The following is a 22,770-nucleotide window of genomic DNA, read 5'->3' as shown; positions in this document are numbered from 1 at the left end:
GATTGCAGCAGGTACGGGTCGCCCTGCTCCGCGCTCAAATGGTGATAAAGGATGCCTTCCTGCAACGGCGCCAGCGGATAAATGTCCTGCACGTTGGCGGCGCCACCCGGCACGCTGGCCACGATCCGATCGATGCTGGCCTGATCCAGTTCGGTCAGGCTCAGCAGCTCCGGGGTGATGTGGGCGCAGTCGGCAGGAATGCGATTGTCCGGCACTTCGATTTCGCGACCGCTGCCCACCACCACGGCCAATGCAGCCAAAGTTGGCTGGCTGAACAGCACGCGCACGTCGGTGTTGAGGCCGATCTGGCGCAGGCGTTCGATCAGACTTACGGCCAGCAACGAGTGGCCACCCAGTTCGAAGAAGTTGTCGTGGCGTCCGACCTGCTCCAGTTTCAAAACGTCAGCCCAGATCTGCGCCAGCGCAGTTTCCACCGGGCCTTGCGGGGCTTCGTATTCGCGGCTGAGCCAGGCGTTCTGATCCGGCTCCGGCAAGGCCTTGCGGTCGAGTTTGCCGTTGGCGGTCAGGGGCAAGGCGTCGAGGCGCACGTAAGCCGCCGGGATCAGGGCTTGCGGCAAACGGGTTTGCAGATGATTGCGCAGGGCTTCGATATCGGTCGGGGCTCGCTCGGTGAACCACACCAGCAACTGGCCGTCGCGCACCAGCGCCACCGCGTCCTGCACCGCCGGATGGCTGGCCAGCGCCGCTTCGATTTCCCCCAGTTCAACCCGTACGCCGCGCAGTTTGACCTGATCGTCGTTGCGGCCCAGGTACTCGATGTTGCCGTCTGCCAACCAGCGTGCGAGGTCGCCGGTGCGGTACATGCGTCCTTCGTTGAACGGATCATTCAGGAAGCGCTCGGCGGTCAGATCGGGACGGTTGAGGTAACCCCGCGCCACGCCCGCACCTGCGACATACAACTCGCCCGTGACGCCCACCGGCACGGGCCGTTGCTGCTCATCCAGCAGATAGACCTTGGCGTTGGCAATCGGCCGGCCGATGTGCAGCGGTTGCCCAACTTCGACCGGGCCGGACGTCGCGACCACCGTAGCCTCGGTCGGGCCGTAGTTGTTGATGACCGCGAAAGTCTGTTCGCGGTTGAACTGCCGCAGCTTGTCGCCGCCGATCAGCAAGGTACGCAAGGTCGGGTGTTGCAGCCCGCGGCTGAAGGCATATTCGGCCACCGGCGTCGGCAGGAAGCTGACCTGCAACGGCTGCGCCCGCCACCAGTCGAGCAGTTCGTCCAGGTGCTCGTTGCTCACCGATTCCGGCGGCAGGTGCAGGGTCGCGCCGACGCACAACGCCGGCCAGACTTCCCACGCCATCGCATCGAAACCGAGCCCGGCCACGCTGGCGGTGTGGCTGCCGGCGTGCAGGTCGAAGGCTTCGGCGTGCCAGTGCACAAGGTTTTCCAGGGTCGCGTGTTCGACCATCACGCCTTTTGGCTGGCCGGTGGAGCCCGAGGTGTAGATCACGTAGGCCAAATGCTCGGGGGTCAGGTCCGGCAACTGTGGATTGCTGTCGGGCAGGTGCTGCCAGGCGTCGCTGTCAAGATTGATCACCGGCACGGCACCCAGCAGGTCGCGAGTGGCCGTCTGTGCCAGCACCGCCACCGGATCGCTGTCCTGCAACAGATAAGTGATCCGTTCTGCCGGATGTGCCGGATCGACCGGGACATAACCGGCGCCAGCCTTGAGGATCGCCAGCAGCCCGATCAGCATCTGCGGACCCCGCTGCACACAGAGCGCGACGCGGTCGTCCGGTTGCACACCGAGGCCGATCAGGTGATGGGCCAGGCGGTTGGCGCGGCGATTCAAGCCGTCGTAGCTCAGGCTTTGCCCGCCCTGCACCACTGCCACAGCGTCGGGTTGGGTCGCCGCTCGCGCTTCAAACAATCGGTGCACAACATGGCCGTGGGCAAAGTCGCGACCGGTGACATTGAAACCGACCAGCACGCGCTGGCGTTCGGCCGCCGACAGAATCGACACCTGATTCAATGGCGCATGGCGATCCTGTTCCAGCGCGCTCAGCAAATTGTGCAATGCCGTTTGCAGGTAATCGCAGACCCGCGCGCCATCCACTTCGGGCACTGCCTGGACAGAAAGCCGGAAGCCCTGTCCAAGGTCGTCGACGCTGACCACCAGCGGATAGTTGCTGCGCTCACGAGAATCGAGAATCCGGATGCCTTCCCAGCCCGGCGTCGCCGTCTGTTGCGCGCTGTGGCGATAGTTGAGCAAGGTATTGAACAGCGGTTGCGAACCCGTCACGCCACTGCAACGTTGAGCGAGCATCAGCGGCGCTTGCTCATGCACCAGCAGTTGCGCCAGACGCTCGTGGGTCGCCCTGACACCCGCCTCCACCGTCGTTGCCCCGACATGGACCCGCAGCGGCAGGGTGTTGATGAACATGCCCAACGAACGATCGGCGCCCTCTCCCCCCTGCATGCGCCCCAGCAACACCGTGCCGAATACCACTTCCTCGCGCCCGCAGACCTGGGCAAGTACCTGGCCCCAGGCCTGATGCACCAGACTCGCAACGCTGATGCCCAGCGTACGGGCCTGTTTGCGCAGGCGCCCGGCAAGATGCTCATCCAGTGCCAGTTCGCTGTCCACGATGTTTGTGCCATCGCCAAGTACGTCCCGCAGGCCGAACGCCAGGGTCGGTTCAGCGATGTCGCCGAGCATCTCGCGAAAGAATGCTTCATGGGCCTCGGCATTCGAACCGAGACGGGCCTGAGCAACATAGTTGCGGTATTGCACGGGCGGCGGCAGCACGCCGACTTGCCCGTCAAGTGCGTCGCTCATCTCGGCCACCAACACCTCAAGCGCGGTGTGATCGAGCACGATATGGTGCAACAGCAGGATCCCGACCCAGCGGTTTTGCAACGGGTCCTCGGTGTAGGCAAAGCGCATCAACGGCGCACGTTGCAAGTCCAGGCGATAGTGTCGCGGATCGAAACGCGCCTGCATTTGCTCTAACACATCACCGTCCTGCGGATCGGCATCCACCCGCTCCAGTGCCAGCGGCGCCGAACGCCACACCACTTGCACTGGCTCGTCGAGGTTTTCCCTGACCACGCTGGTACGCAGGATGTCGTGCCGGGCGATGACACTGTTCAACGCGCGAACGAACGCCTTGATCTGCGCCAGTCCGTCGAAGGCGAACTGCGCTTGCAACACGTACGGGTCACCGTCGGCAATGGCCAGATGGTGATAGAGGATCCCCGCCTGTAACGGTGCCAGGGCGTAGATGTCCTGTACGTTGTCGATACCGCCCTCGACGGTCTCGACGATACGGTCGATGGCCGCTTGATCCAGCGTGGCCAGCGGCAGCATGTCCGGGGTGATGCGGGTGCAACCGGGTTCGATGCGATTGGCCGGGGCGCTGACCGTGGAGACCCCACCGAGCGTCGCCGCGAGTGCCGCCACGCTCGGCTGGCCGAACAGCACGCGGACGTCGCACTGCATGTCCTGCTGACGCATGCGCTCGATCAGCTTCACCGCCAGCAGCGAATGCCCGCCCAGCTCGAAGAAATTGTCATGCCTGCCCACCTGCTCCAGCCCGAGCAAGGTTTGCCAGATCGCAGCGATGCGGGTTTCGATTTCGCCAAGCGGTGCTTCAAATGCCCGCCGGGCGAAGGCTTCGTTGTCCGGCTGCGGCAACGCCCGGCGATCGAGTTTGCCGTTGGCCGTCAGCGGGAAGGCATCGAGGCGCACGAACGCGCCCGGCACCATATGCTCGGCCAGCGATGCCAGCAGGTGATCGCGCAATTGCGCAACGCTCGGTTCGACACCTTCGGCGGCCAGCCAGTAGGCCACCAGACGCGTGTCGCCGGGGCTGTCCTCGCGGGCGATCACCAGCGCATCGCGCACACCTTCGCAGGAGGCAAGACGTGCCTGGATCTCGCCAAGTTCGATACGGAAACCACGGATTTTCACCTGATCATCGTTGCGTCCCAGGTATTCGAGTTCGCCCTCCACCGTCCAGCGTGCCAGATCGCCGGTCTTGTACAAACGCGCTTCGGCATGCCCGCTGAACGGGTCGGCGATGAAGCGCTCGGCGGTCAACGCCTCACGATTCAGATACCCACGGGCAACCCCGGCGCCGCCCGCATACAACTCCCCGGTCACTCCGGCCGGTACGGGTTCCCGCCGGGCATCGAGGACGTACAGCTGCAGGTCGGGAATGCGCACGCCGATCGGGCTGCTGGCGGTCAGTTGCGCGTCTGCCACCACCAGCGGTCGGTAGGTCACATGCACCGTGGTTTCGGTGATGCCGTACATATTCACCAGCCGGGTGCCGGCGTTGCCGACCCGCGCATACCAGGGCTTGAGCGATCCTGGCTCCAGCGCCTCACCGCCAAAAATCACCTCGCGCAGCGAATGCTGCAACGGGCTGCGGCCCTGGGCGGCGACCAACTGCCGGAACGCGCTTGGCGTCTGGTTGAGGACGGTGACGCCCGAGCGGCAGAGCAACGCGTAACACTCGTCCGGCGAGCGACTGATGTGTTGCGGCACCACCAGCAACTGACCGCCGTAAGCCAGCGCGCCCCAGATTTCCCAGACCGAGAAATCAAAGGCAAACGAGTGGAACAACGCCCAGACGTCTTGCGCATTGAACCGGAACCAATCGTGGGTCGCGCCAAACAGGCGTGCCACGTTGCGGTGCTCGACCATCACGCCTTTGGGCAGCCCGGTGGAGCCAGAGGTGTAGATCACGTAGGCCAGATGCGCCGGATTCAAGTCCGGGATCTGCGGGTTGAACGCCGGTTCGGTGTGCAATCCGTGGTCGTCGAGATCGATCTGCTGCACGGATAGCCCGGCAATCCGATCCAGAGTCGCGGCCTGCATCAGCACCGCCACCGGCGCACTGTCTTGCAGGGTGAAGGTGATGCGCTCCAGCGGATAAGCCGGATCGATCGGCACATATCCGGCACCCGCCTTGAGCACGCCGAGCAGGCCGGCGATCATTTGCGGGCCGCGCTCGACGCAGATCGCTACCCGGTCATCCGGACGGATGCCAAGGGCGAGCAAACGATGGGCCACCTGGTTGGCCTGTCGGTTGAGTGCTCCATAGCTGTAAGTACGCCCCTCGAACAGCAACGCGACCGCCTCGGGCCGAGTGTGCGCATGCGCTTCGAACTGCTGATGGATCAAAGGCGTATCGGGAAACGTCGCCCTCGGTGAGTTGACGCCATACAGCCAATGTTCACGCTCGGCGGGCGGCAGGATGTTGAGGCTGTGCAATGCGGCTTGCGGGTTGTTCTGCAACGCATCGACGAGACTGTCCAGTGCCGTGCGCAGGTAACCGGCGATGCGTGAGGCGCCAAGCGTCACATCGGCCAGCACCGTGATGCGCAGGTCCTGACCGAGGTCATCGATGTTGACGGTCAGCGGGTAATTGGTGCGCTCGCGGGCACCCAACACGCGCACCCCCGGCGACAGCTCGATCACTTCGGCGACTTCCTCCACGCTGCTGTGGCGATAGTTGAGCATGGCGCTGAACAGCGGCGTCGGGACCGCCACGGCGCTGCAACGCTGGGCCAGCGCCAGGGACGCCTGCTCATGGGCGAGCAGCGCGGTCAGGCGTCGGTGCGTCGCCAGCACGCCGTCATGAACGCTCGACGCGCCGACATCCACCCGCAAAGGCAAGGTATTGATGAACATCCCCAAGGCCTGTTCGACACCGTCGGCCGCGTTCATCCGTCCCAACAGAACGGTGCCGAACACCACCGCCGAGCGCCCGCACAGCTGACCCAGCACCCGCGCCATGGCCAGGTGCATCAGGCTCGCCACGCTCACCCCCGATTGTCGCGCGTGGGTACGCAGGCGCTGGCTCAGATCGCTGTCGAGCATGCACGAGACTTCCTCGATGCCCTGCCCGTCACCTTGTACATCGTGCAAGCCGCCGGGCAGCGTCGGCTCGTCGATGTCGCCGAGCATCTCGCGGAAAAAGGCTTGATGCGCTTGCTCATCCGACCCCAGGCGTGCCCTCGCCAGGTGGTCGCGAAACGGCACCGCCCTCGCGACTTCGGCATCGCGGCCGGACAGGTAGGCCTGAATTTCCCGGCGCACCACATCGAGCGCGACGTGATCCATGATCATGTGATGGAACAGCAACAATGCGACCACCCGGTCGTTGACCGGATCCTCGGCGAACACCAGCCGCAGCAACGGGGCCTGTTGCAGGTCGAGGCGGAAATATTGTGGGTCGTGGCGTGCCAGCAATTGCGCGAGTACATCCTCACGGTCATTCAGATCGACTTCCTCACAGACCAGCGGGGCTTCACGCCAGACCACCTGCACAGGTTCGTCCAGATGCTCCCAGAGGATGGAGGTGCGCAAAATGTCGTGGCGCTCGATCACCCGACGCAACGCTTCGGTGAATGCCTCCAGCCGTTCGCGACTGTCGAACGTGAACCGCGCCTGCGACACATAGGGATCCCCCTCCGGCGCGGAGAGATGGTGATAAAGCAGCCCCTCCTGCAGCGGCGCCAGCGGATAGATGTCCTGCACATTCGCCACGCCGCCCGGCACGGTGGCGACGATGCGGTCGATAGCCGGCTGATCCAGTTGCACCAGCGGCAGCATGTCCGGGGTGATGCGCAACGCCGGGCTCGACCAGTCGCCGCCGTGGCTCGCCACCAGTTCCAGCAACTGCGCCTTGTGTTTGGCGAGGCTGTCCCACAACGCATCGTCCAGTGCGTCGTCATCGCCCAGAATGACCAGGTCTTCATCGTCCTGTTGAAGGCGGATCGCATGGGTGGAAATAACAGCCATCAGCTCGCGAAATTGCATGGGGGTAACCTGCTGTAAATTCGGAAAAAAGGAGCGCGCAGCGGCGAGTCCGTACGGCGGCGCGCAGCCTGGAAAAGCTAAAACATCGGGGCCTGGGTGTCTGACATGGGAAGCGGGGACAAGACCCGTGACCGGCCAGTCATGGCGTCGATCCGCGGGAACCGCGAATCGACGCCGGTGTCGGCTCAGAGCCGGCGTTTGCGGTTGAGCGTCGGTATGGTGGTTGGTGGGACTTCCACCTGTTTTGCCTGGTCCGAGGTTTGCGCCGCCAGCGCGGCCAGAGTCGGCTGGCTGAACAGCGTTCGCGCATCGACGTGTAGCCCGGCCTGACGCATGCGCGCCACCAGACTGACCGCCAGCAACGAATGCCCACCCAGCTCAAAGAAGTGATCGTTGCGCCCGACCTGCTCCAGTTGCAGCACTTCGGCCCAGATCTGCGCCAGCCGGATTTCGACTTCGCCCTCGGGCGCCTCGTAGCGGCGACTGAGCACCGCCTCAGCCCCAGGTGCCGGCAAGGCTTTGCGGTCGACCTTGTCGTTCGGGGTCAGGGGTAATGCGTCGAGTTTTACGTAGGCGCCCGGCGCCATGTACTCCGGCAAACGCTCGAGCACATGGGCACGCAAGGTTTCGATAGCTGGTGCAGCAAAGCCTTCGCGCACGGTGAAATACGCCACCAGCCGCTCGTCCCGCACCAGCACCACCGCTTCACGCACCGCTGGATGCTCGATCAGCCGTGCTTCGATTTCCCCCGGTTCCAGACGCAGGCCGCGCAGCTTGATCTGGAAGTCGTTGCGGCCGAGGAATTCGAGGTTGCCGTCCGCGCGGTAGCGCACCAGGTCTCCAGTGCGATACAGGCGATCACCGGCCACGAACGGGCTGTCGATGAAGCGCTCGGCCTGCATGTCCGGCAGTCCCAGATAACCCCGCGCGACCCCGACCCCGCCGATGTGCAGGTGGCCGCTGACACCGAATGGCACCGGTTGATCGTGGGCGTCCAAAACGTAGAGCCGAGTGTTACTCAAAGCCTTGCCGATTGGCACCACGGCCTCCGGCACCGGTTGACCCGGCTCCAGCGTCCAGCCGGTGCTGTCGACGGTGGTTTCGGTCGGGCCATAGACATTGTGCAGACGCACCCACGGCAGGCGCTCGCGGACGCGCCGGGCCAGTGCGGCGGTCAGCTCACCGCCACCGTTGAGCACGTCGGTCAGGCTGGTGCACTGGCTGACATCGTCCTGTTCGATGAACTGTTGCAGCAGCGCCGGCACGAACTTGACCACGGTGATCTGCCGTTCGCGAATCACCTGGGTCACATAGGCCGAATCGCGATTGCCATCGGGACGCGCCAGCACCAGCCGCAGGCCGCAACACAGCGGCCAGAAAATCTCCCACACCGAACTGTCGAAGCTGAACGGCGCCTTCTGCAGCAGCGCACCATGCTCGGTCGGCGGGCTGATCTGCGAGCCCCAGTGCACCATGTTGCAGGCGCTTCGGTGCTCGATCATCACGCCTTTCGGCGTGCCGGTGGAGCCCGAGGTGTAGATCATGTAGGCCAGGTTTGAAGCGCTCAAACCCGGTATTTGCAGGTTTTCAGTCGATGCGCCCTGCCAGGTGCAGCGGTCGAAATCGATGACCGGCACACCCGGATCGCCCAACAGATTGCGGGTGGCGTCATGCACCAGCACCGCAACCGGCGCGCTGTCCTGCAACATGTAATGCAGGCGATCCAGCGGATAGTCCGGGTCCAGTGGCACATACGCACCGCCCGCTTTGAGAATACCGAGCAAGCCGATCACCAGATCCAGGCTGCGTTCGACACAGATCGCCACCCGCAAATCGGGTTGCACGCCGTGCTCGCGTAGATGATGCGCCAGACGGTTGGCCTGTTCGTTCAGCTGGCGATAGGTCAGTTGTTGCTCGCCAGCCTGCAATGCGATGGCGTCGGGTCTGCGCTGTACTTGTTGCTCGAACAACACCTGAAGCGGCTGATCGAGCGGACAATCGACTTCGCTGGCATTGAACTCGACCAGCAGTTGTTCTAGCTCCGCCGTCGGCAGGATCGACAAGCGATTCAGCGGCTGTTGCGGAGTCTGCTCCAGGGCATCGACCAGTGCCTGCAACGCGGTCTGCACGTAGTCGCCGATACGTTGAGCACCGATACTCATCAGGGTCCGCGTGGTGATCTGCAAGGCGCTGCCCAAATCATCGACGCTCAGGGTCAGCGGGTAGTTGGTGCGCTCTTCATTTTCCAGGGTCTGAATGCCTTGCCAGGCTGGGTCCGACGCCGATTCCTGCGCCTCAAGGTCGGTGTGCCGATAGTTGAGCAACGCACTGAACAGCGGCGCCGGTGACGCAACCCCGCTGCAACGCTGAGCCAGCGCCAGCGACGCATGTTCGTGCCCGAGCAAGTCGGTCAATCGGGCGTGGGTGAGCAGCACCGCATCGCGCGCGCCCCGGTCCATGTCCACCCGCAATGGCAAGGTATTGATGAACACTCCCAGCGCCCGGTCCGCGCCCTCGCCGCCCTGCATCCGGCCCATGAAAACGCTGCCGAACACCACGTGTTCCTGCCCCGAGGTCGCCGCCAGCACCTGGGCCCAGGCCAGGTGAATCAGGCTGGCCACGCTGACGCCGGCCTGCCGCGCCTGAAGACGCAAGCGCCGATCCAGTTCCGGCGCAAGCGTGCGTACGGCTTCATCGATGCCGCGACCGTCGCCCTGCACGTCCTGCAAGCCGAACGGCAAAGTCGGCTCGTCGATATCGGCGAGCATCTCGCGGAAGAACGCTTCGTGTTCCTGCTCGCTGACACCGAATCGGGTCTGGGCCACGTAATTGCGATACGGCACCGCTGGCGGCAGCGGTTTATCCAGCCCCAGCAGGTTGGCGCGCATTTCATGACGCAGGACTTCCAGCGCGATGTGATCCAGCGCCAGGTGATGAAACAACAGAATCGCCACGATCCGCCCCTGGGCCGGGTCGCGCGCATACATCAGCCGGATCAGCGGCGCCTGACTGACGTCGATGCAATACCGCCGGGCATCGAAGCGCTCATGCAGTTGCGCGAGGACATCGCCCTCGGCCGGATCGAGGGTGATTTCCTGCACCGGCAACTCGGCTTCGCGCCAGACCACCTGCACCGGAGTGGTCAAACCTTCCCAGACCACCGCAGTGCGCAGAATATCGTGGCGCGCCATGACCTGACGCAGCGCCGCCGCATAGGCCTCGACCCGCTCGACGCTGTCGAACGCCAGCTGCGACTGCAGCAGATACGGATCACCCTGGGCAGCGGTGATGTGGTGATAAAGGATGCCTTCCTGCAACGGCGCCAGCGGATAAATGTCCTGCACGTTGGCCGCCCCGCCCGGCACCGTGGCGATGATCCGGTCGAGGGTGGCCTGATCCAGTTCTACCAACGGCAACAGATCCGGGGTGATCTGCGTGCAACCTGGCGGAATACGGTTGGCCGGCACTTCGACCTCGCGACCAGTGCCCACCGATGCGGCCAGTGCCGCCAGCGTCGGCTGGCCGAACAGCACGCGCACATCGCTGCTCATGCCGAGCTGGCGCATGCGCTCGATCAGGTTGACCGCCAGCAACGAATGCCCGCCCAGTTCAAAGAAGTGATCGTGACGCCCCACCCGCTCGACTTGCAGCACCTCGGCCCAGATCTGCGCCAGGAGAATTTCGACGTCGCCTTGCGGGGCTTCATATTCGCGGCGGATCAACGCCTCCGGCCCCGGCGCCGGCAACGCCTGGCGATCCAGTTTGCCGTTGGCCGTCAGCGGCAGCGCCGTCAAACGCACATAGGCCGATGGCAGCATCGCGCTGGGCAGACGGGTCTTGAGGTGAGCATGCAGCTGCGTGATATCCAGTGGCTGGCGTTCGGTGAACCAGGCCAGCAATTGCCCGTCGCGCACCTGCACCACCGCATCGCGCACCGATTCGTGGCTGCTCAACGCGGCTTCGATTTCACCGGGCTCGATGCGCACGCCACGGATTTTCACCTGATCGTCGTTGCGGCCCAGGTACTCGAGGGTGCCGTCCGGGCGCCAGCGTGCGAGGTCGCCGGTGCGGTACATCCGCGCGTTGGGCTGGCGGCTGAAAGGATCGTCGAGGAAACGTTCGGCAGTCAGCTCCGGCCGGTTGAAGTAACCCCGCGCCACCCCGGTGCCTCCGACGTACAGTTCACCAGCCACGCCAATCGGCACCGGGCGTTGTCGGTCATCCAGCAGATAGGCCGTGGCATTGCTCACGGGTTTGCCGATGTGCAGCGTCCGGCCCGGTTCGATTCGCCCCGAGGTCGCGACCACTGTCGCTTCGGTCGGGCCATAGTTGTTGATCACCGCGAACGTCTGCTGGCGATTGAACTGGCGCAGGCGATCGCCGCCGATCAGCAGTGTGCGCAGGGTCGGGTGTTCGAGGTGGCGGCTGAAGGCGTACTCGGCAATCGGGGTCGGCAGGAAACTCACGTCCAGCGGTTGCGCACGCCACCAGTCGAGCAGCGCGTCGATGTCTTCGCCGCCATCACGGGACGGCGCCAAGTGCAGGGTCGCGCCGGCACACAGCGCCGGCCAGACTTCCCAGGCCATGGCGTCGAAGCCGAAGCCGGCGAGGCTTGACGTGTGGCAACCGGCGCTCAGGTCGAAGGCCGTGCAATGCCAGTCGACCAGGTTCGATAGCGTGTGATGCTCGACCATCACGCCCTTGGGCTGGCCGGTGGAGCCGGAGGTGTAGATCACGTAGGCCAGATGTGCGGTGGTCAGCCCCGAAACGTCAGGGTTGAGATCGTTGATCGGCCAGGCGCGCGTGTCGATTTCAATCACCGGCACGTCGAGCAACGGCAAACGTTCGTGCAGATCGCGTTGGGTCAGGACCACGGCCGGAGCACTGTCGCGCAATAAATAGCTCAGCCGTTCCGCAGGATGAGCCGGATCGACCGGCACATAACCGGCGCCGGACTTGAGAATCGCCAGCAGCGCGACCAGCGTGTCCAGCCCTCGGCGCGCGACCAGCGCCACGCGGGCGTCGGGTCGTACGCCGAGCCCGATCAAATGATGGGCCAGGGCGTTGGCCTGTCGGTTCAGCTCGGCATAGGTCAGCCGCTGTCCCTGGAGTTCGACCGCTACCGCATCCGGGCGTGTCGCCACTTGCGCTTCGATGCGCTGGTGGATGGTCAGGTTTTGAGGGTATTGCGCGCGTGTGTCGTTCCACTGCTGCAAGAGCGCCGATTCGGCCGGCAGGCTCAGGCTGAAATCACCCACCATCAGCGCCGGGTCTTCAAGCCCCTGCTCCAGCACCCACAGCAAGCGCCCGCTCAGCGCCGCGATTTCATCGGCGTCAAAGTAGGCCTCGTTGTACACCATGTACAAACTGTCTTCGTAGTCACCACGGCTGCTCAGCAGGTGCACCGACAACGGCGTGCCCTCTTCGTGGTTCGACACTTTGACCACCCGCCCCTGCGCCTCGCCGTAGCGGTATTCATGCGCGTCGCGCTCGTAGGACACGGTCACTTCGAACAACTGCGAGCGATCCTCGCGCAGCAAGCCGAGGGCACGGTTCATTTCGCTCAAGGGAAAACGCTGGTGGCGAAAGTCTTTTTTCAACTCGTCGTGAATCGCCTTGACCAGCGTCTTGAATGACAACTCGCGGCCAAACCCCATGCGCACCGCGCTGACCTGGGTGAACAGCCCCAGGGTCGATTTGAACCGGGCGCCGGAGCGGTTGAGCAGCGGCACGCCCACCACCCATTCGTCACGCTGGGCGCTGCGGCTGAAATACACATGGATCGCTGCCAGCAGCACATGAAACGCCGATGCGCCGTACTCCCGGGCCACCTGTTTCATGCGTTCGTGCAAGCGAGCCGGAAACACCTGCGAGAAAATCCGCGTCGGTGCCGCAGCGCCGGCAAAGCGTTCCTGATAGCGCGGCAGCAACAGAGGCTCGGGACGATGCTGGTATTTGTCCAGCCAATACGCCCGGTCGCGGGCGTAGCGGTCGGACTGAAAATACCGCGCATCGTCACGGATGAAATCGACATAGGACGGCGCCGAATCGGGCGGCAATTGCCCGAGCGCCAGCGCGTTGTAGATCTCGTCGAGGGATTTGAGCATCTCGCCGAAACCCCAGCCATCGACGATCAGGTGGTGGGCCTGGAGTGACAGCCAATGGCAGTTGTCATCGAGCCAGAGCAGACGAAACCGGAACAACGGCCCGCCATCCAGCGTAAACAGTTGCTCGATGTTTTCCTGCGTCAGTTGGCGCGCTGCGGCGTATGGATCGGGTTGGCTGCGTAAATCGTGTACCGGCATCGGCACCGGCATGGACCGGGCAAAACGCTGCAACGGCAGCCCATCCTCGCCGGCCCCCGGCAGCAGGCTGGTGCGCATCGCGTCATGCCGGGCCACGAGACCTTCAAGCGCCGCCTGCATCAGCACCGGATCCAGCGGCCCGGTCAGTTCGACATAGCCACCGATGTTGTACATCGGCGAATTTCCCTGACGCAATTGATCGAGCCAGATGTCGCGCTGCGCAGCGGTCAGCGGGAAGGCCTCGGAAATCGCGGACAGACCGTCCGCCGCGTCGGCAGCAAATTGGTTCATAAGATCCATCTCACGTGATTTGGCGCGTATTCAAGCATCGGCCCCGAAACCCGCGTGACACGTAAAACCCGGACAACACTCCCCACTTTGTACAGTTGTGCGAACCAACAGGGCCTGAGAAGTCAGCTAATCCCCTAAAAGTTCGGAAAGAAATGACTGAAAATCCTGTAGGACAATCGCCACACTCGACTACCCGCTAGCGCCCCGCAATGGCGCGGCACCGGGGTCCGAACCCCGGAATCCGGGGTTCGTACTAGATCGTACAGTCACAAACTACGAGTCCTTACACATTGATCTGACAGAAACGTGACGCCATTTTTTCGGAAATGGTGGCACTTTGTGTCCCTGTTTTCCCCTACAGACGTAGGACAAATGCATAGGCTTAAATCCCGTTCCAGATCGATTTTCAGGAGAAACAACTGGGTGGGCGTTTCACGGGTGCATGCACGGCAGACGATTCGGCAATGGCTCTAAATCAAGGATGACAAGGATATGAATCTGACCGGCAGTCTTCGCAACATGGAAAATCCGCACTTTTACTGGCAACTGGGTGAACTGATCGCCAGCACCGGCAACGAGCGTTTTGCCACCAACATGTTCCAGCTGGTCGACAACCTCGTTCCGGTCAATCGCGTCGATCTCAGTGAGTGGACCCTGGACGAACGGGAATCCAGCGTGGTCGAGATCAAGGCGTTGGGCAGCGCCGGTTTGCCGGACACCTTCCCGCCCCCGGCCCCGTTGCAGCACCCGGACGACCACCCGCTGCTGCAAAAGATGATCGAGATGAACGACTCGCTACTGATTCAATTGAAAGCCTCGCTCCAGCATCGACACCCGCACCACAGCGTTCACCAATGCAATCTGGTATCGCGCACGTCCAACCGCCGTTGCGTCATCTCGTTTTACCGCCCCCACACGCATAGGGTGTTTTCCCTGCCGGAACTGTCGTTCCTCAAGCGCCTGTCCGACACCTTGTTGCCATTGATCGAGCGCCACGCGCACATCAGTCGCCAAGTCACCGCCCGTCAACTCCGCGCGCCACAAGCCGATCATCCCCAGACGCCGTTGCAACAGGTGTTCGACGAACGCCTGGCGTTGGGCGACATCACCTTGTCGGTGCGCGAGAAAGAAGTCTGCCTGGGCCTGCTGACCGGCGGCACCGTGCCGCAGATGGCGGAAAAGTTGCGGGTCAAGAACAGCTCGATCGAGACCTACCTCAAACGTGCGGCCGCCAAGCTTGGGGTCAGCGGGCGACACGGTCTGGCGAAATGGATGGCCGGGGCCTGATCCGGCATTTTTCTCATTCCGGGCGCCCGGCGTCCGCCCTCATTCGTGAACGAGGCTGTTTGATGTTCAGATTGCCGATTTCCCTGCTGTCCGCCGTGATGCTGCTGGGCGGTTGTTCGTTGATTCCCGATTACCAGCGACCGGCATCGCCGAGCGCTGCGCAGTATCCGCAAGGTCCCACGTATGCTGCGCCGTCCTCGGTCACACCCCGCGCCGAGGACTGGCGCGCGCTGTTCAATGACCCGGCGTTGCAGCAACTGATTGAAAGCGCGCTGGTCAACAACCGCGATCTGCGGGTGGCCGCGCTGAATGTCGAGGCCTTTCAGGCGCAGTACCGCATCCAGCGCGCCGATCTGCTGCCGGCGGTGTCGGCCAATGCCAACCAACTGCGTCAGCGGGTGCCGTCCAGCGTGACCCGCACGAAGGCGGCGATCACCTCGACCTACTCGGTGAGTCTGGGCATCAGCGCCTATGAACTGGACTTCTTCGGCCGGGTGCGCAGCCTCAGCGAGCAGGCGCTGCTGACCTGGCTGTCCACCGAAGAGGCCCGGCGCAGTGCGCAATTGAGTCTGGTGGCCAATGTCGCCAACGCCTACCTGACCTGGCGCGCCGATCAGGAGTTGCTGGCGCTGGCCCGGGAAACGCTGGCCGCCGACGAGCGCAGCCTGCACCTGACCACCCGCAATCGCGAGGCCGGCAAGTCCTCGGCGCTGGACCAGATTCAGGCGCAGACCAGCGTCGACAGCACCCGCGCAAGCCTCGCTCGTTATCAGCGTCAGGTCGCCCAGGATTTGAACAGCCTGACGCTGCTGGTGGGTGCGCCGGTGCCCGAGCACCTTCCGGCGCGTCCGCTGGACAGCGACCTGGTGGCAACCGTGCCGGCCGGATTGCCGTCGGATCTGCTGCAACGTCGGCCGGACATTCTCCAGGCCGAATACAAGCTGCGCGCCGCCAATGCCAACATCGGCGCGGCGCGGGCGGCGTTTTTCCCGAGTGTCAGCCTGACCGCCAATGCCGGGACGTCCAGCCGCGACCTGTCCGGGCTGTTCAAGGGCGGCTCCGGGGCCTGGACGTTCCAGCCGCAGATCAACCTGCCGATCTTCAACGCCGGCAGTCTGCGCGCCAGCCTGGACTACGCGAAGCTGCAAAAAGACATCAGCGTCGCCGAGTATGAAAAGACCATTCAGACGGCATTTCAGGAAGTATCCGACGGCCTCGCGGCGCGCCAGACCTACGAACAACAGCTCCAGGCCCAGCGCGATCTGGTGCAGGCGACCCAGGATTATTACGACATGGCGCAGCATCGCTATCGCAGCGGCGTCGACAGCAGCCTGACGTTCCTCGATGCCCAGCGTTCGTTGTTCAGTTCTCAGCAAGGGCTGATTACCGACCGGTTGGCGCAGCTGGTGGCGCAAGTGAATCTGTACACCGCGCTGGGCGGCGGCTGGAGCCCGGTCGAGTCGCCACCGCCAGCACCTTGAGTCATGTTTTCTTACACCTTTTGTCGCCTGTTCCGACATTGACGGGTGATCAAAAACCGACCTGCCGGATCATTTTGGTATCATGCGCCGCTTTTACGGTTAACCCCCCGCCTGTCCTGCCGACCGGCGGGCTCCAAAGGGCGGTATGAAATGACGGCTTTGTTGACTCGCCGCAAGGTGCTTGCGGGAATGGGCGTACTCGGTCTCGGCCTGCTCGCCGGCTGCGACACCCGCGGCGAACTGTCGTACAAGTACGGCAAGGATCTGAGCGACAAGATCCTCGGACGCACCTTCAAGCTCAAGGACACCGAAGGCAACACCGTGACGCTGTCGAGCTTTCGCGGCCTGATGCCGATGATCTTCTTCGGCTTCACCCAGTGCCCGGCGATCTGCCCGACGACGCTGGCCCGCGCCGCGAAAATCAAGAAGCTGATGGGCAAGGACGGTGACATCCTGCAAGTGGTGTTCATCACCCTCGACCCGGAACGCGACACCCCGGAAATCCTCGACGCCTACGTCAAGACCTTCGATCCAAGCTTCGTCGCGCTGTACGGCACCCTCGAAGAAACCAAGGCCACCGCCAAGGAATTCGACGTGTTCTACGAAAAAGTCCCGGCCGGCGACACCTATACCCTTTCCCACACCGCCACCAGCTACGTCTACGACACCCGGGGCACGTTGCGCGTGGGTCTGTCTCAATCGCTTTCTGCACAAGAGTGCACGGAAGATTTGCTTACCGTCATGGAGGTCTGCTGATGAACCCTTTTCTGAACAACATCAAACGTGCCGCACTGGGCCTGTCCCTGCTGGGCCTGGCTTTCCAGGTATCGGCGCAGACCAAGGTCGACGACGCCTGGGTGCGTGCGACCGTGCCGAACCAGCCGGCCAGCGGCGCGTTCATGAGCGTCACCGCCGACAGCGACAGCAAGCTGCTCAGCGTTGCTTCGCCGGCGGCCAAGGACGTGCAGATTCATGAGATGAGCATGAAGAACGACGTGATGAGCATGGGCCCGGTGAAGTCGGTCGACCTGCCGGCGGGGAAAGCCGTCAACTTCGATCCGAATGGCTACCACGTGATGCTGATGGGCCTGACCGCTCAACTGAAGGAAGGCGACAGCGTGCCGCTGACCCTGACCGTCGAAAACGCCAAGGGCGAAAAGGAAACCGTGGAAGTGAAAGCGCCGGTCAAGGCGCTGACCATGGAAGGCCACGATCACAGCAAGATGCATTGATCGCTGACTGACAGATTTACGCCTTCAAAAAAACAAAAGGGGCGGCNGCCCCTTTTGCATCTGGATATCAGACCAGTTTCAATTCGACCTCGATATTGTTGCGCGTGGCCTTGGAGTACGGGCACACCTGATGCGCCGCATCCACCAGCTGCTGCGCCGCGCCGCGCTCCATGCCCGGCAGGCTTACATTCAGTCGCGCCTGCAACAGATACCCTCCCGAGTTGGTACCCAGGTCCACTTCGGCATCCACCGCGAGGTCCGCTGGCAGGCTGATTTTCTGCTGCCCCGCCACCGCTTTCATCGCGCCGATGAAACATGCCGACCAGCCTGCGGCGAACAATTGTTCCGGATTGGTCCCGCCGCCACTGGAACCGGGCGACGACAGTTTTACATCGAGGATCCCGTCGGAACTGCGCGAGGCGCCGTCACGTCCGCCGGTGGTGTGGGTTTTCGCGGTGTAGAGGACTTTTTCGATCTGACTCATGGCGATCTCCTGAATGAAAACAGCAGATTGTTCGCTCGGCGCCTCCCGTCGCAGCTTGAGGTGCGCCACCCGTTTCACACAGCCCTCTCACTATAGACGCGGGTTTGTCGCTCACTCGGGCAATGGACGTACGGGTTGTTCAGAAATGACGGCCGTTCAACTCCCCGCCCCACCATGCGCCTCTTCAAAGAAATAATCCTTCCAGCTGTCCGCCTTGTTTTTCAGCACACCCAGTTCCTGCAATTTCTCTGCATAGATAAAGGTGCGTTGCGGCACCACGGTGAAATCGATTTCCGGATCGGTGACGATTTTCTCCACCAGCGCCAGCGGCAACTTCGACTGCTCGACACGAATGTAGGCTTGGGCCGCCGCAGGCTTGTCGGCCTTGATGATCTTCTCGGCCTCGGCCAGGGCGTCGTAGAACGCCTTGTAGGTTTTCGGGTTTTCGTCGTGGAATTTTTCCGTGGTGTACAGCACGTTGAACGTGGCCTGGCCACCGAGCACGTCGTAGGAACTCAGCACTTTGTGCACGTTGGGATTCTGCAGCGCCTGATACTGGAACGGTGGGCTGGAGAAATGCGCGTTGATTTCCGAGCCGCCAGCGATCAGTGCAGCCGTGGCATCCGGGTGCGGCAGGCTGACGGAGATGTCGTCGAATTTCTTGTACTGGTCATTGCCGAATTCCTTGGCCGTTTCGATCTGCAGCGTGCGTGACTGGAAGCCCACACCCGCTGCCGGCACGGCGATGCGATCCTTGTCGCTGAAGTCCTTGAGGGTTTTGACGTTCGGGTTATTGGTCAACAGGTAGTTGGGCATCGAGCCCAGCGAAGCGATGGCCTTGACGTTCTGTTTGCCTTTGGTGCGATCCCACACGGTAAGCATCGGCGGCACGCCCGCCGAGACCACGTCCAGCGATCCGGTGAGCAGCGCTTCATTCATGGCGGTGGCGCCGGAAATGCTGTTCCAGTCGACCTTGATGTCCAGCCCCTGGGCCTTGCCGTGTTTCTCGATCAATTGCTGATCGCGCACCACATCCAGAATCAGATAACCGATGCCGAATTGCTGGGCGATGCTGATCTTGCCTTCGGCTTGTGCAGTGTTGCCGAGCAACGCGCCGGCCAGCGAGGCCGCCAGCAGCGTCAGTGCAGAACGTTTGAACGGTAGGGCCATGACAACCTCGCAACGATTTATAGAGAAATCTGTGAGGCCGGACTCTATCGCTATAAAAAACGAAATTTAAATACCGTTATCGCATATTGATATCACTGGAAAACCAGCTCGAAAAACTGATGAACAGGCTGATACCGACGTTCAAGGCGTACGCTGGTTGAACCGGGTTCTGAGCCCGTCGGCGTTCGTGGACAGGCGCTTCGCGATGTCCACGAACGGCGTAACGATCAGGCTGTACAGCGTCAGATAACGCGTGCGGTCCTGCTCGCCCGTGCCGAAGCGCAAGTCTTCGGGCTTTGAAGTGGTTACGTACAACGTGCCGAACAGCCAGTCCCACAGTGACAGATTGATCGCGAAATTCTTGTTGAAATGGCGCGGTGCGTCGCTGTGATGAATCTGGTGCTGGGCCGGGCTGCTGAGCACATGCTCGACTGCCGCCCCGAACGACAGCCAGACATGGCTGTGGCGCAGATTGGAGCCCAGGCTGTTGATGATCAGCACCAGCCAGGTCACGCCGAACAACGTGTAGCGGCTGACCTCGCCGCCGCAGGCATACCAGACCGCCCCGGCAAACGCGCCGAGGCCGGCGGTGATGACGATTCGCTCAACGATCGATTCGACAATGTGAATGCGGCTGGCGGTGGCCGGCACCAGCACCGGCGCCGAATGATGGACCCTGTGAAATTCCCACAGATATCGGGAATGGAAGGCACGGTGAATCCAGTAATGCAGAAAATCCCTGAACAGGAACACACCCAGTCCGTAGAACAACGCGATCAACGGGTGTTCCGGCACTTGCTCGCGCGCGCCCCACAGCTGAGTGAAAAACTGTGCGTAGTCGCCCGAACGCAGAATATGCGGGTCGACCAGGCCGACCACGGGCAACACCAGCGTCACCCGAAGAATCGCCTTGATGAAGTAATAACGGTAATCCAGCCAGGCCGAACGATGCCCGTGAACATGACCGCCGCCGACAAATTGCCAGAAGGATCGGGCTTGCGTCAGGTGCCGGGATTTTCGATGGCGATAAAGGCCGTAAGCCACGCCGTAGGATGTGAGCAGAAACACCACACCCAGACGACCGTTCAGATCGAACAGGCCAAGGAACCGCTCGGTGACCGGATCGATCACCCAGCGGCTGAGCTGCGCAAAGAGTTGCGTGAGGACATCCACGGAGCTTGATCTCCATCAGAGGTCGCGCATTGTAAATCGCACTGGTTCGCAAATGCAGCACCAACGGATCAAAGGCCGGTTAAACAGCCTGAAACAATAAAACCGCCGCCGCGTTCAGACCGGAAAACCGCCAGGACGGTCGCCGATCAAGGCCCCGGCTCATCCGGGTGGCTAACAGCACCCTCCGGGGAGCAGATCACCCAGCCGTTTAAAAAGGCGATCAGACAGCCCACCCTTGGTATCATCGCCCACACTTTTATGACGGTTTAATGGCTGGAAGGTCTTTTTTTGTGAGCGCTCTTTTTCAACGGCTGCGGTGCCTGGATGCCCGCCTTCTCTCTCTGGTTTTTCTGGTACTGATCGTGCCGGTGTGCCTGCGGGCGGCACTCGGCTGGTCGAGCCTGTTCGGTTACCTGTCGGACCTGGCCATCGGCAGTCTGCTGGTGGTGCTGTTGCACCGCCGTCCCTGGTGGCTGGCGCTGCCCGTATTGCTGTTCTGGGGATTGCTGGCGGTGGCGACGGCTGAACTGGTCAGCGCGGTCGGTCGCCTGCCGACCGTGGCGGACCTGCATTACCTGATCGACCCGCAGTTCGTGGAGAACTCCACCGGCGGCGGCTTCGCCCATCCTGGCGTGGCGGTTGCGCTGCTGCTGGCTCTGGCCTTGTGGCTGCTCAGTCATTGGACTCGACGTGCGACACCGGTTCGCGCTCTGCCCCGTGCAACCTGGGCGACGCCGGTGCTGCTGTTCTCCGCGTATTGGGGCGCGCAGCACTTAAACCCGAGCGATGCCGACCCGTGGCGTCTGTACAACCTGCCGCACCAACTGCTGGCCGCGCAGGTTGCCGACATGCAGATGCAGGCTGAAGAATGGCTGGACGGCGGCACCCAGGTCGCTCCCCCACCGATGGCCGGTCTCACCGATGTCGATCTGAACGGTCACCCGTTGCTGGCGGCCAAGGGCCAGGCGCGCAATGTGTTGATCGTCGCCCTCGAAGGCATTCCCGGCGCTTACATCGGCGCCAATCGCCAGGCCATCGGCAGCCATTATCAGGAAGACCTGATGCCCAACCTCAGCCGCTGGGCCGAGCGCGGCATGAACACCCCGGATTACGTGCTGCACACCCATCAGACCATTCGCGGTCTGTACGCCATGCTCTGCGGCGATTACGACAAGCTCGACAACGGCACGCCCAAAGGCGTGGAAATGCTGACCCAGCACGAACGCAATCAGGCGTGCCTGCCGGCCCAATTGCGTCAGCACGGTTTTGCCACGCACTACCTGCAAGGCGCAGGGCTGCGGTTCATGGCCAAAGACAAGATCATGCCGCACATCGGGTTCGATGCGACCCATGGCCTGGAATGGTTCACCAACGCCAACTACCTGGAATTCCCGTGGGGCAAGGATGACAAGGCGTTTTTCGAAGGCGCACTGAAATACGTCGGCGAACTGAAGAAGCAGAAACAGCCGTGGATGCTCACGCTGCTGACCGTCGGCACCCACCAGCCCTACTCCGCGCCGGAGGATTACCTGCAACGCTACGACACGCCCAAGCAGGCCGCCGTCGGTTATCTGGACGATGCACTGGAACAGTTTCTCAGCGGCCTCGAACGCCAGGGCGTGCTGAAAGACACGCTGGTGGTGATCACCTCGGACGAATCCCACGGCATCGACGGCGTACGCCTCGCGTCGTCCTGGGGCTTCAACCTGACCCTCGCGCCGGAACAGGCGCAACTGCCGCGCCTGAACGCCGGGGTCTATGGTCACGTCGATCTGAGCGCGTCGATTCTGGATTATTTCGACTTTCCGGTGCCCTCCGCCCTCAGCGGTCGCTCGTTGTTTCGCGATTACGATTCGGGCCGCGAAATCATGTCGTTCACCAACGGCAAGCTGCGTTACCACGACGGTCGCGGCCTGCTGACCGAATGCGACATGCCGCGCCGTTGCCGCAATTACGCAAGCCAAGGTTTCATCGCCGAAAGCGCCACGTTCAAGGGCAACGCCAGCAGCCAGAATGCCCGGGATATCGCCGCCCGCGCCTCGGCCCTGGATCTGTCGCTGCTGCGCACCCCGCTCAACCAGCGTTATCAGTTCGGCAGCGCCAACGTCATCCCGCTGCAAGCGCAGATCAAGGACGACTGGGCCGACAACCTGATCGGCGCGCAGTATCTGGAAATGCCCAAGGGCTCCCATACCCGCGTGCGCCTGACCGTACGTTCGGTCGATCCGCAGCAGGCAGCGTACATTCAGCTCAAGGCCAAGGAGTTCGAACAGGACGTGCAACTGGGCCTGCCGACCGAGATGGTCGCCACGGCGGATCAGCCGCTGGAGATGGATTTCAGCTTCGACAACCCGCAACCGCGCAAGGCGTTCTCGTTTCACTTGCTGGGGTATGGGCTGGGCGCCGTGGAAGTCAGTGATTTCAGCGTGATCACCGAACTGCCGGGGCAACAGGATCTGCTGGACGAGATCCCGGAGGAAGACACCGCTCAATCGAGTTGAGGTCGACGCCAGCGTCGCAACGACGCTGGCGCCTGCCCGATGTGACCGA

10 protein-coding genes are annotated in these 22,770 nt (G+C 62.8%); 5 read left to right on the top strand and 5 right to left on the bottom strand.

Features of this window, described 5'->3' with window-relative positions; genetic code table 11:
• Both ACTJK9_RS17120 and ACTJK9_RS17115 read right to left on the bottom strand, forming a co-directional pair.
• Positions 1 to 6,797: amino acid adenylation domain-containing protein (locus tag ACTJK9_RS17120; RefSeq protein ID WP_440815015.1), on the bottom strand; the 6,797-nt coding region annotated here is incomplete at its 3' end.
• A 185-nt stretch (positions 6,798 to 6,982) separates the two neighbouring features.
• Entirely contained in the window at positions 6,983 to 13,393 is a 6,411-nt protein-coding gene (locus ACTJK9_RS17115; protein ID WP_440815013.1) for an amino acid adenylation domain-containing protein, read from the bottom strand.
• Positions 13,394 to 13,885: 492 nt separating this feature from the next.
• Here ACTJK9_RS17115 and ACTJK9_RS17110 point away from each other — a divergent pair, with 492 nt between their 5' ends.
• The 4 genes from ACTJK9_RS17110 to ACTJK9_RS17095 all read left to right on the top strand — a co-directional run bounded on the left by ACTJK9_RS17110 (position 13,886) and on the right by ACTJK9_RS17095 (position 17,393).
• Positions 13,886 to 14,680 carry a helix-turn-helix transcriptional regulator gene (locus ACTJK9_RS17110; protein WP_085613085.1) on the top strand — a complete coding sequence of 265 codons (795 nt, stop codon included), beginning with the start codon at positions 13,886 to 13,888 and terminating at the stop codon, positions 14,678 to 14,680.
• Positions 14,681 to 14,742: 62 nt separating this feature from the next.
• Entirely contained in the window at positions 14,743 to 16,161 is a 1,419-nt protein-coding gene (gene adeC, locus ACTJK9_RS17105) for an AdeC/AdeK/OprM family multidrug efflux complex outer membrane factor (RefSeq protein WP_440815011.1), read from the top strand.
• A gap of 150 nt (positions 16,162 to 16,311) precedes the next feature.
• Positions 16,312 to 16,917: an SCO family protein gene (locus tag ACTJK9_RS17100; RefSeq protein WP_039770777.1), complete on the top strand. Its 606-nt coding sequence runs from the start codon at positions 16,312 to 16,314 to the stop codon at positions 16,915 to 16,917.
• Entirely contained in the window at positions 16,917 to 17,393 is a 477-nt protein-coding gene (locus tag ACTJK9_RS17095; protein ID WP_440815008.1) for a copper chaperone PCu(A)C, read from the top strand. The genes ACTJK9_RS17100 and ACTJK9_RS17095 overlap by 1 nt, the downstream gene beginning before the upstream one ends.
• A gap of 67 nt (positions 17,394 to 17,460) precedes the next feature.
• On the opposite strand, the gene ACTJK9_RS17090 is transcribed toward ACTJK9_RS17095, so the two are convergent.
• The 3 genes from ACTJK9_RS17090 to ACTJK9_RS17080 all read right to left on the bottom strand — a co-directional run bounded on the left by ACTJK9_RS17090 (position 17,461) and on the right by ACTJK9_RS17080 (position 20,220).
• Positions 17,461 to 17,877 (bottom strand): organic hydroperoxide resistance protein, encoded by a 417-nt coding sequence (locus ACTJK9_RS17090; protein ID WP_007956881.1) that lies wholly within the window; start codon positions 17,875 to 17,877, stop codon positions 17,461 to 17,463.
• A gap of 156 nt (positions 17,878 to 18,033) precedes the next feature.
• Positions 18,034 to 19,047: an ABC transporter substrate-binding protein gene (locus ACTJK9_RS17085; RefSeq protein ID WP_085608945.1), complete on the bottom strand. Its 1,014-nt coding sequence runs from the start codon at positions 19,045 to 19,047 to the stop codon at positions 18,034 to 18,036.
• Positions 19,048 to 19,188: 141 nt separating this feature from the next.
• On the bottom strand, positions 19,189 to 20,220 hold the full coding sequence (locus ACTJK9_RS17080; protein ID WP_440815005.1) for a sterol desaturase family protein: 1,032 nt from the start codon (positions 20,218 to 20,220) through the stop codon (positions 19,189 to 19,191).
• Between the two features lie 290 nt (positions 20,221 to 20,510).
• Here ACTJK9_RS17080 and ACTJK9_RS17075 point away from each other — a divergent pair, with 290 nt between their 5' ends.
• A complete protein-coding gene (locus ACTJK9_RS17075; RefSeq protein WP_440815003.1) occupies positions 20,511 to 22,721 on the top strand; it encodes an LTA synthase family protein in 2,211 nt (736 codons plus the stop codon).
• Positions 22,722 to 22,770 lie beyond the last annotated feature (49 nt).

Source organism: Pseudomonas sp. 22082 (assembly GCF_052046055.1).
Classification (GTDB): domain Bacteria; phylum Pseudomonadota; class Gammaproteobacteria; order Pseudomonadales; family Pseudomonadaceae; genus Aquipseudomonas; species Aquipseudomonas pharyngis.
The sequence above is the reverse complement of the archived record's forward strand: the minus strand, read 5'-3'. Positions and strand labels throughout refer to the sequence as shown.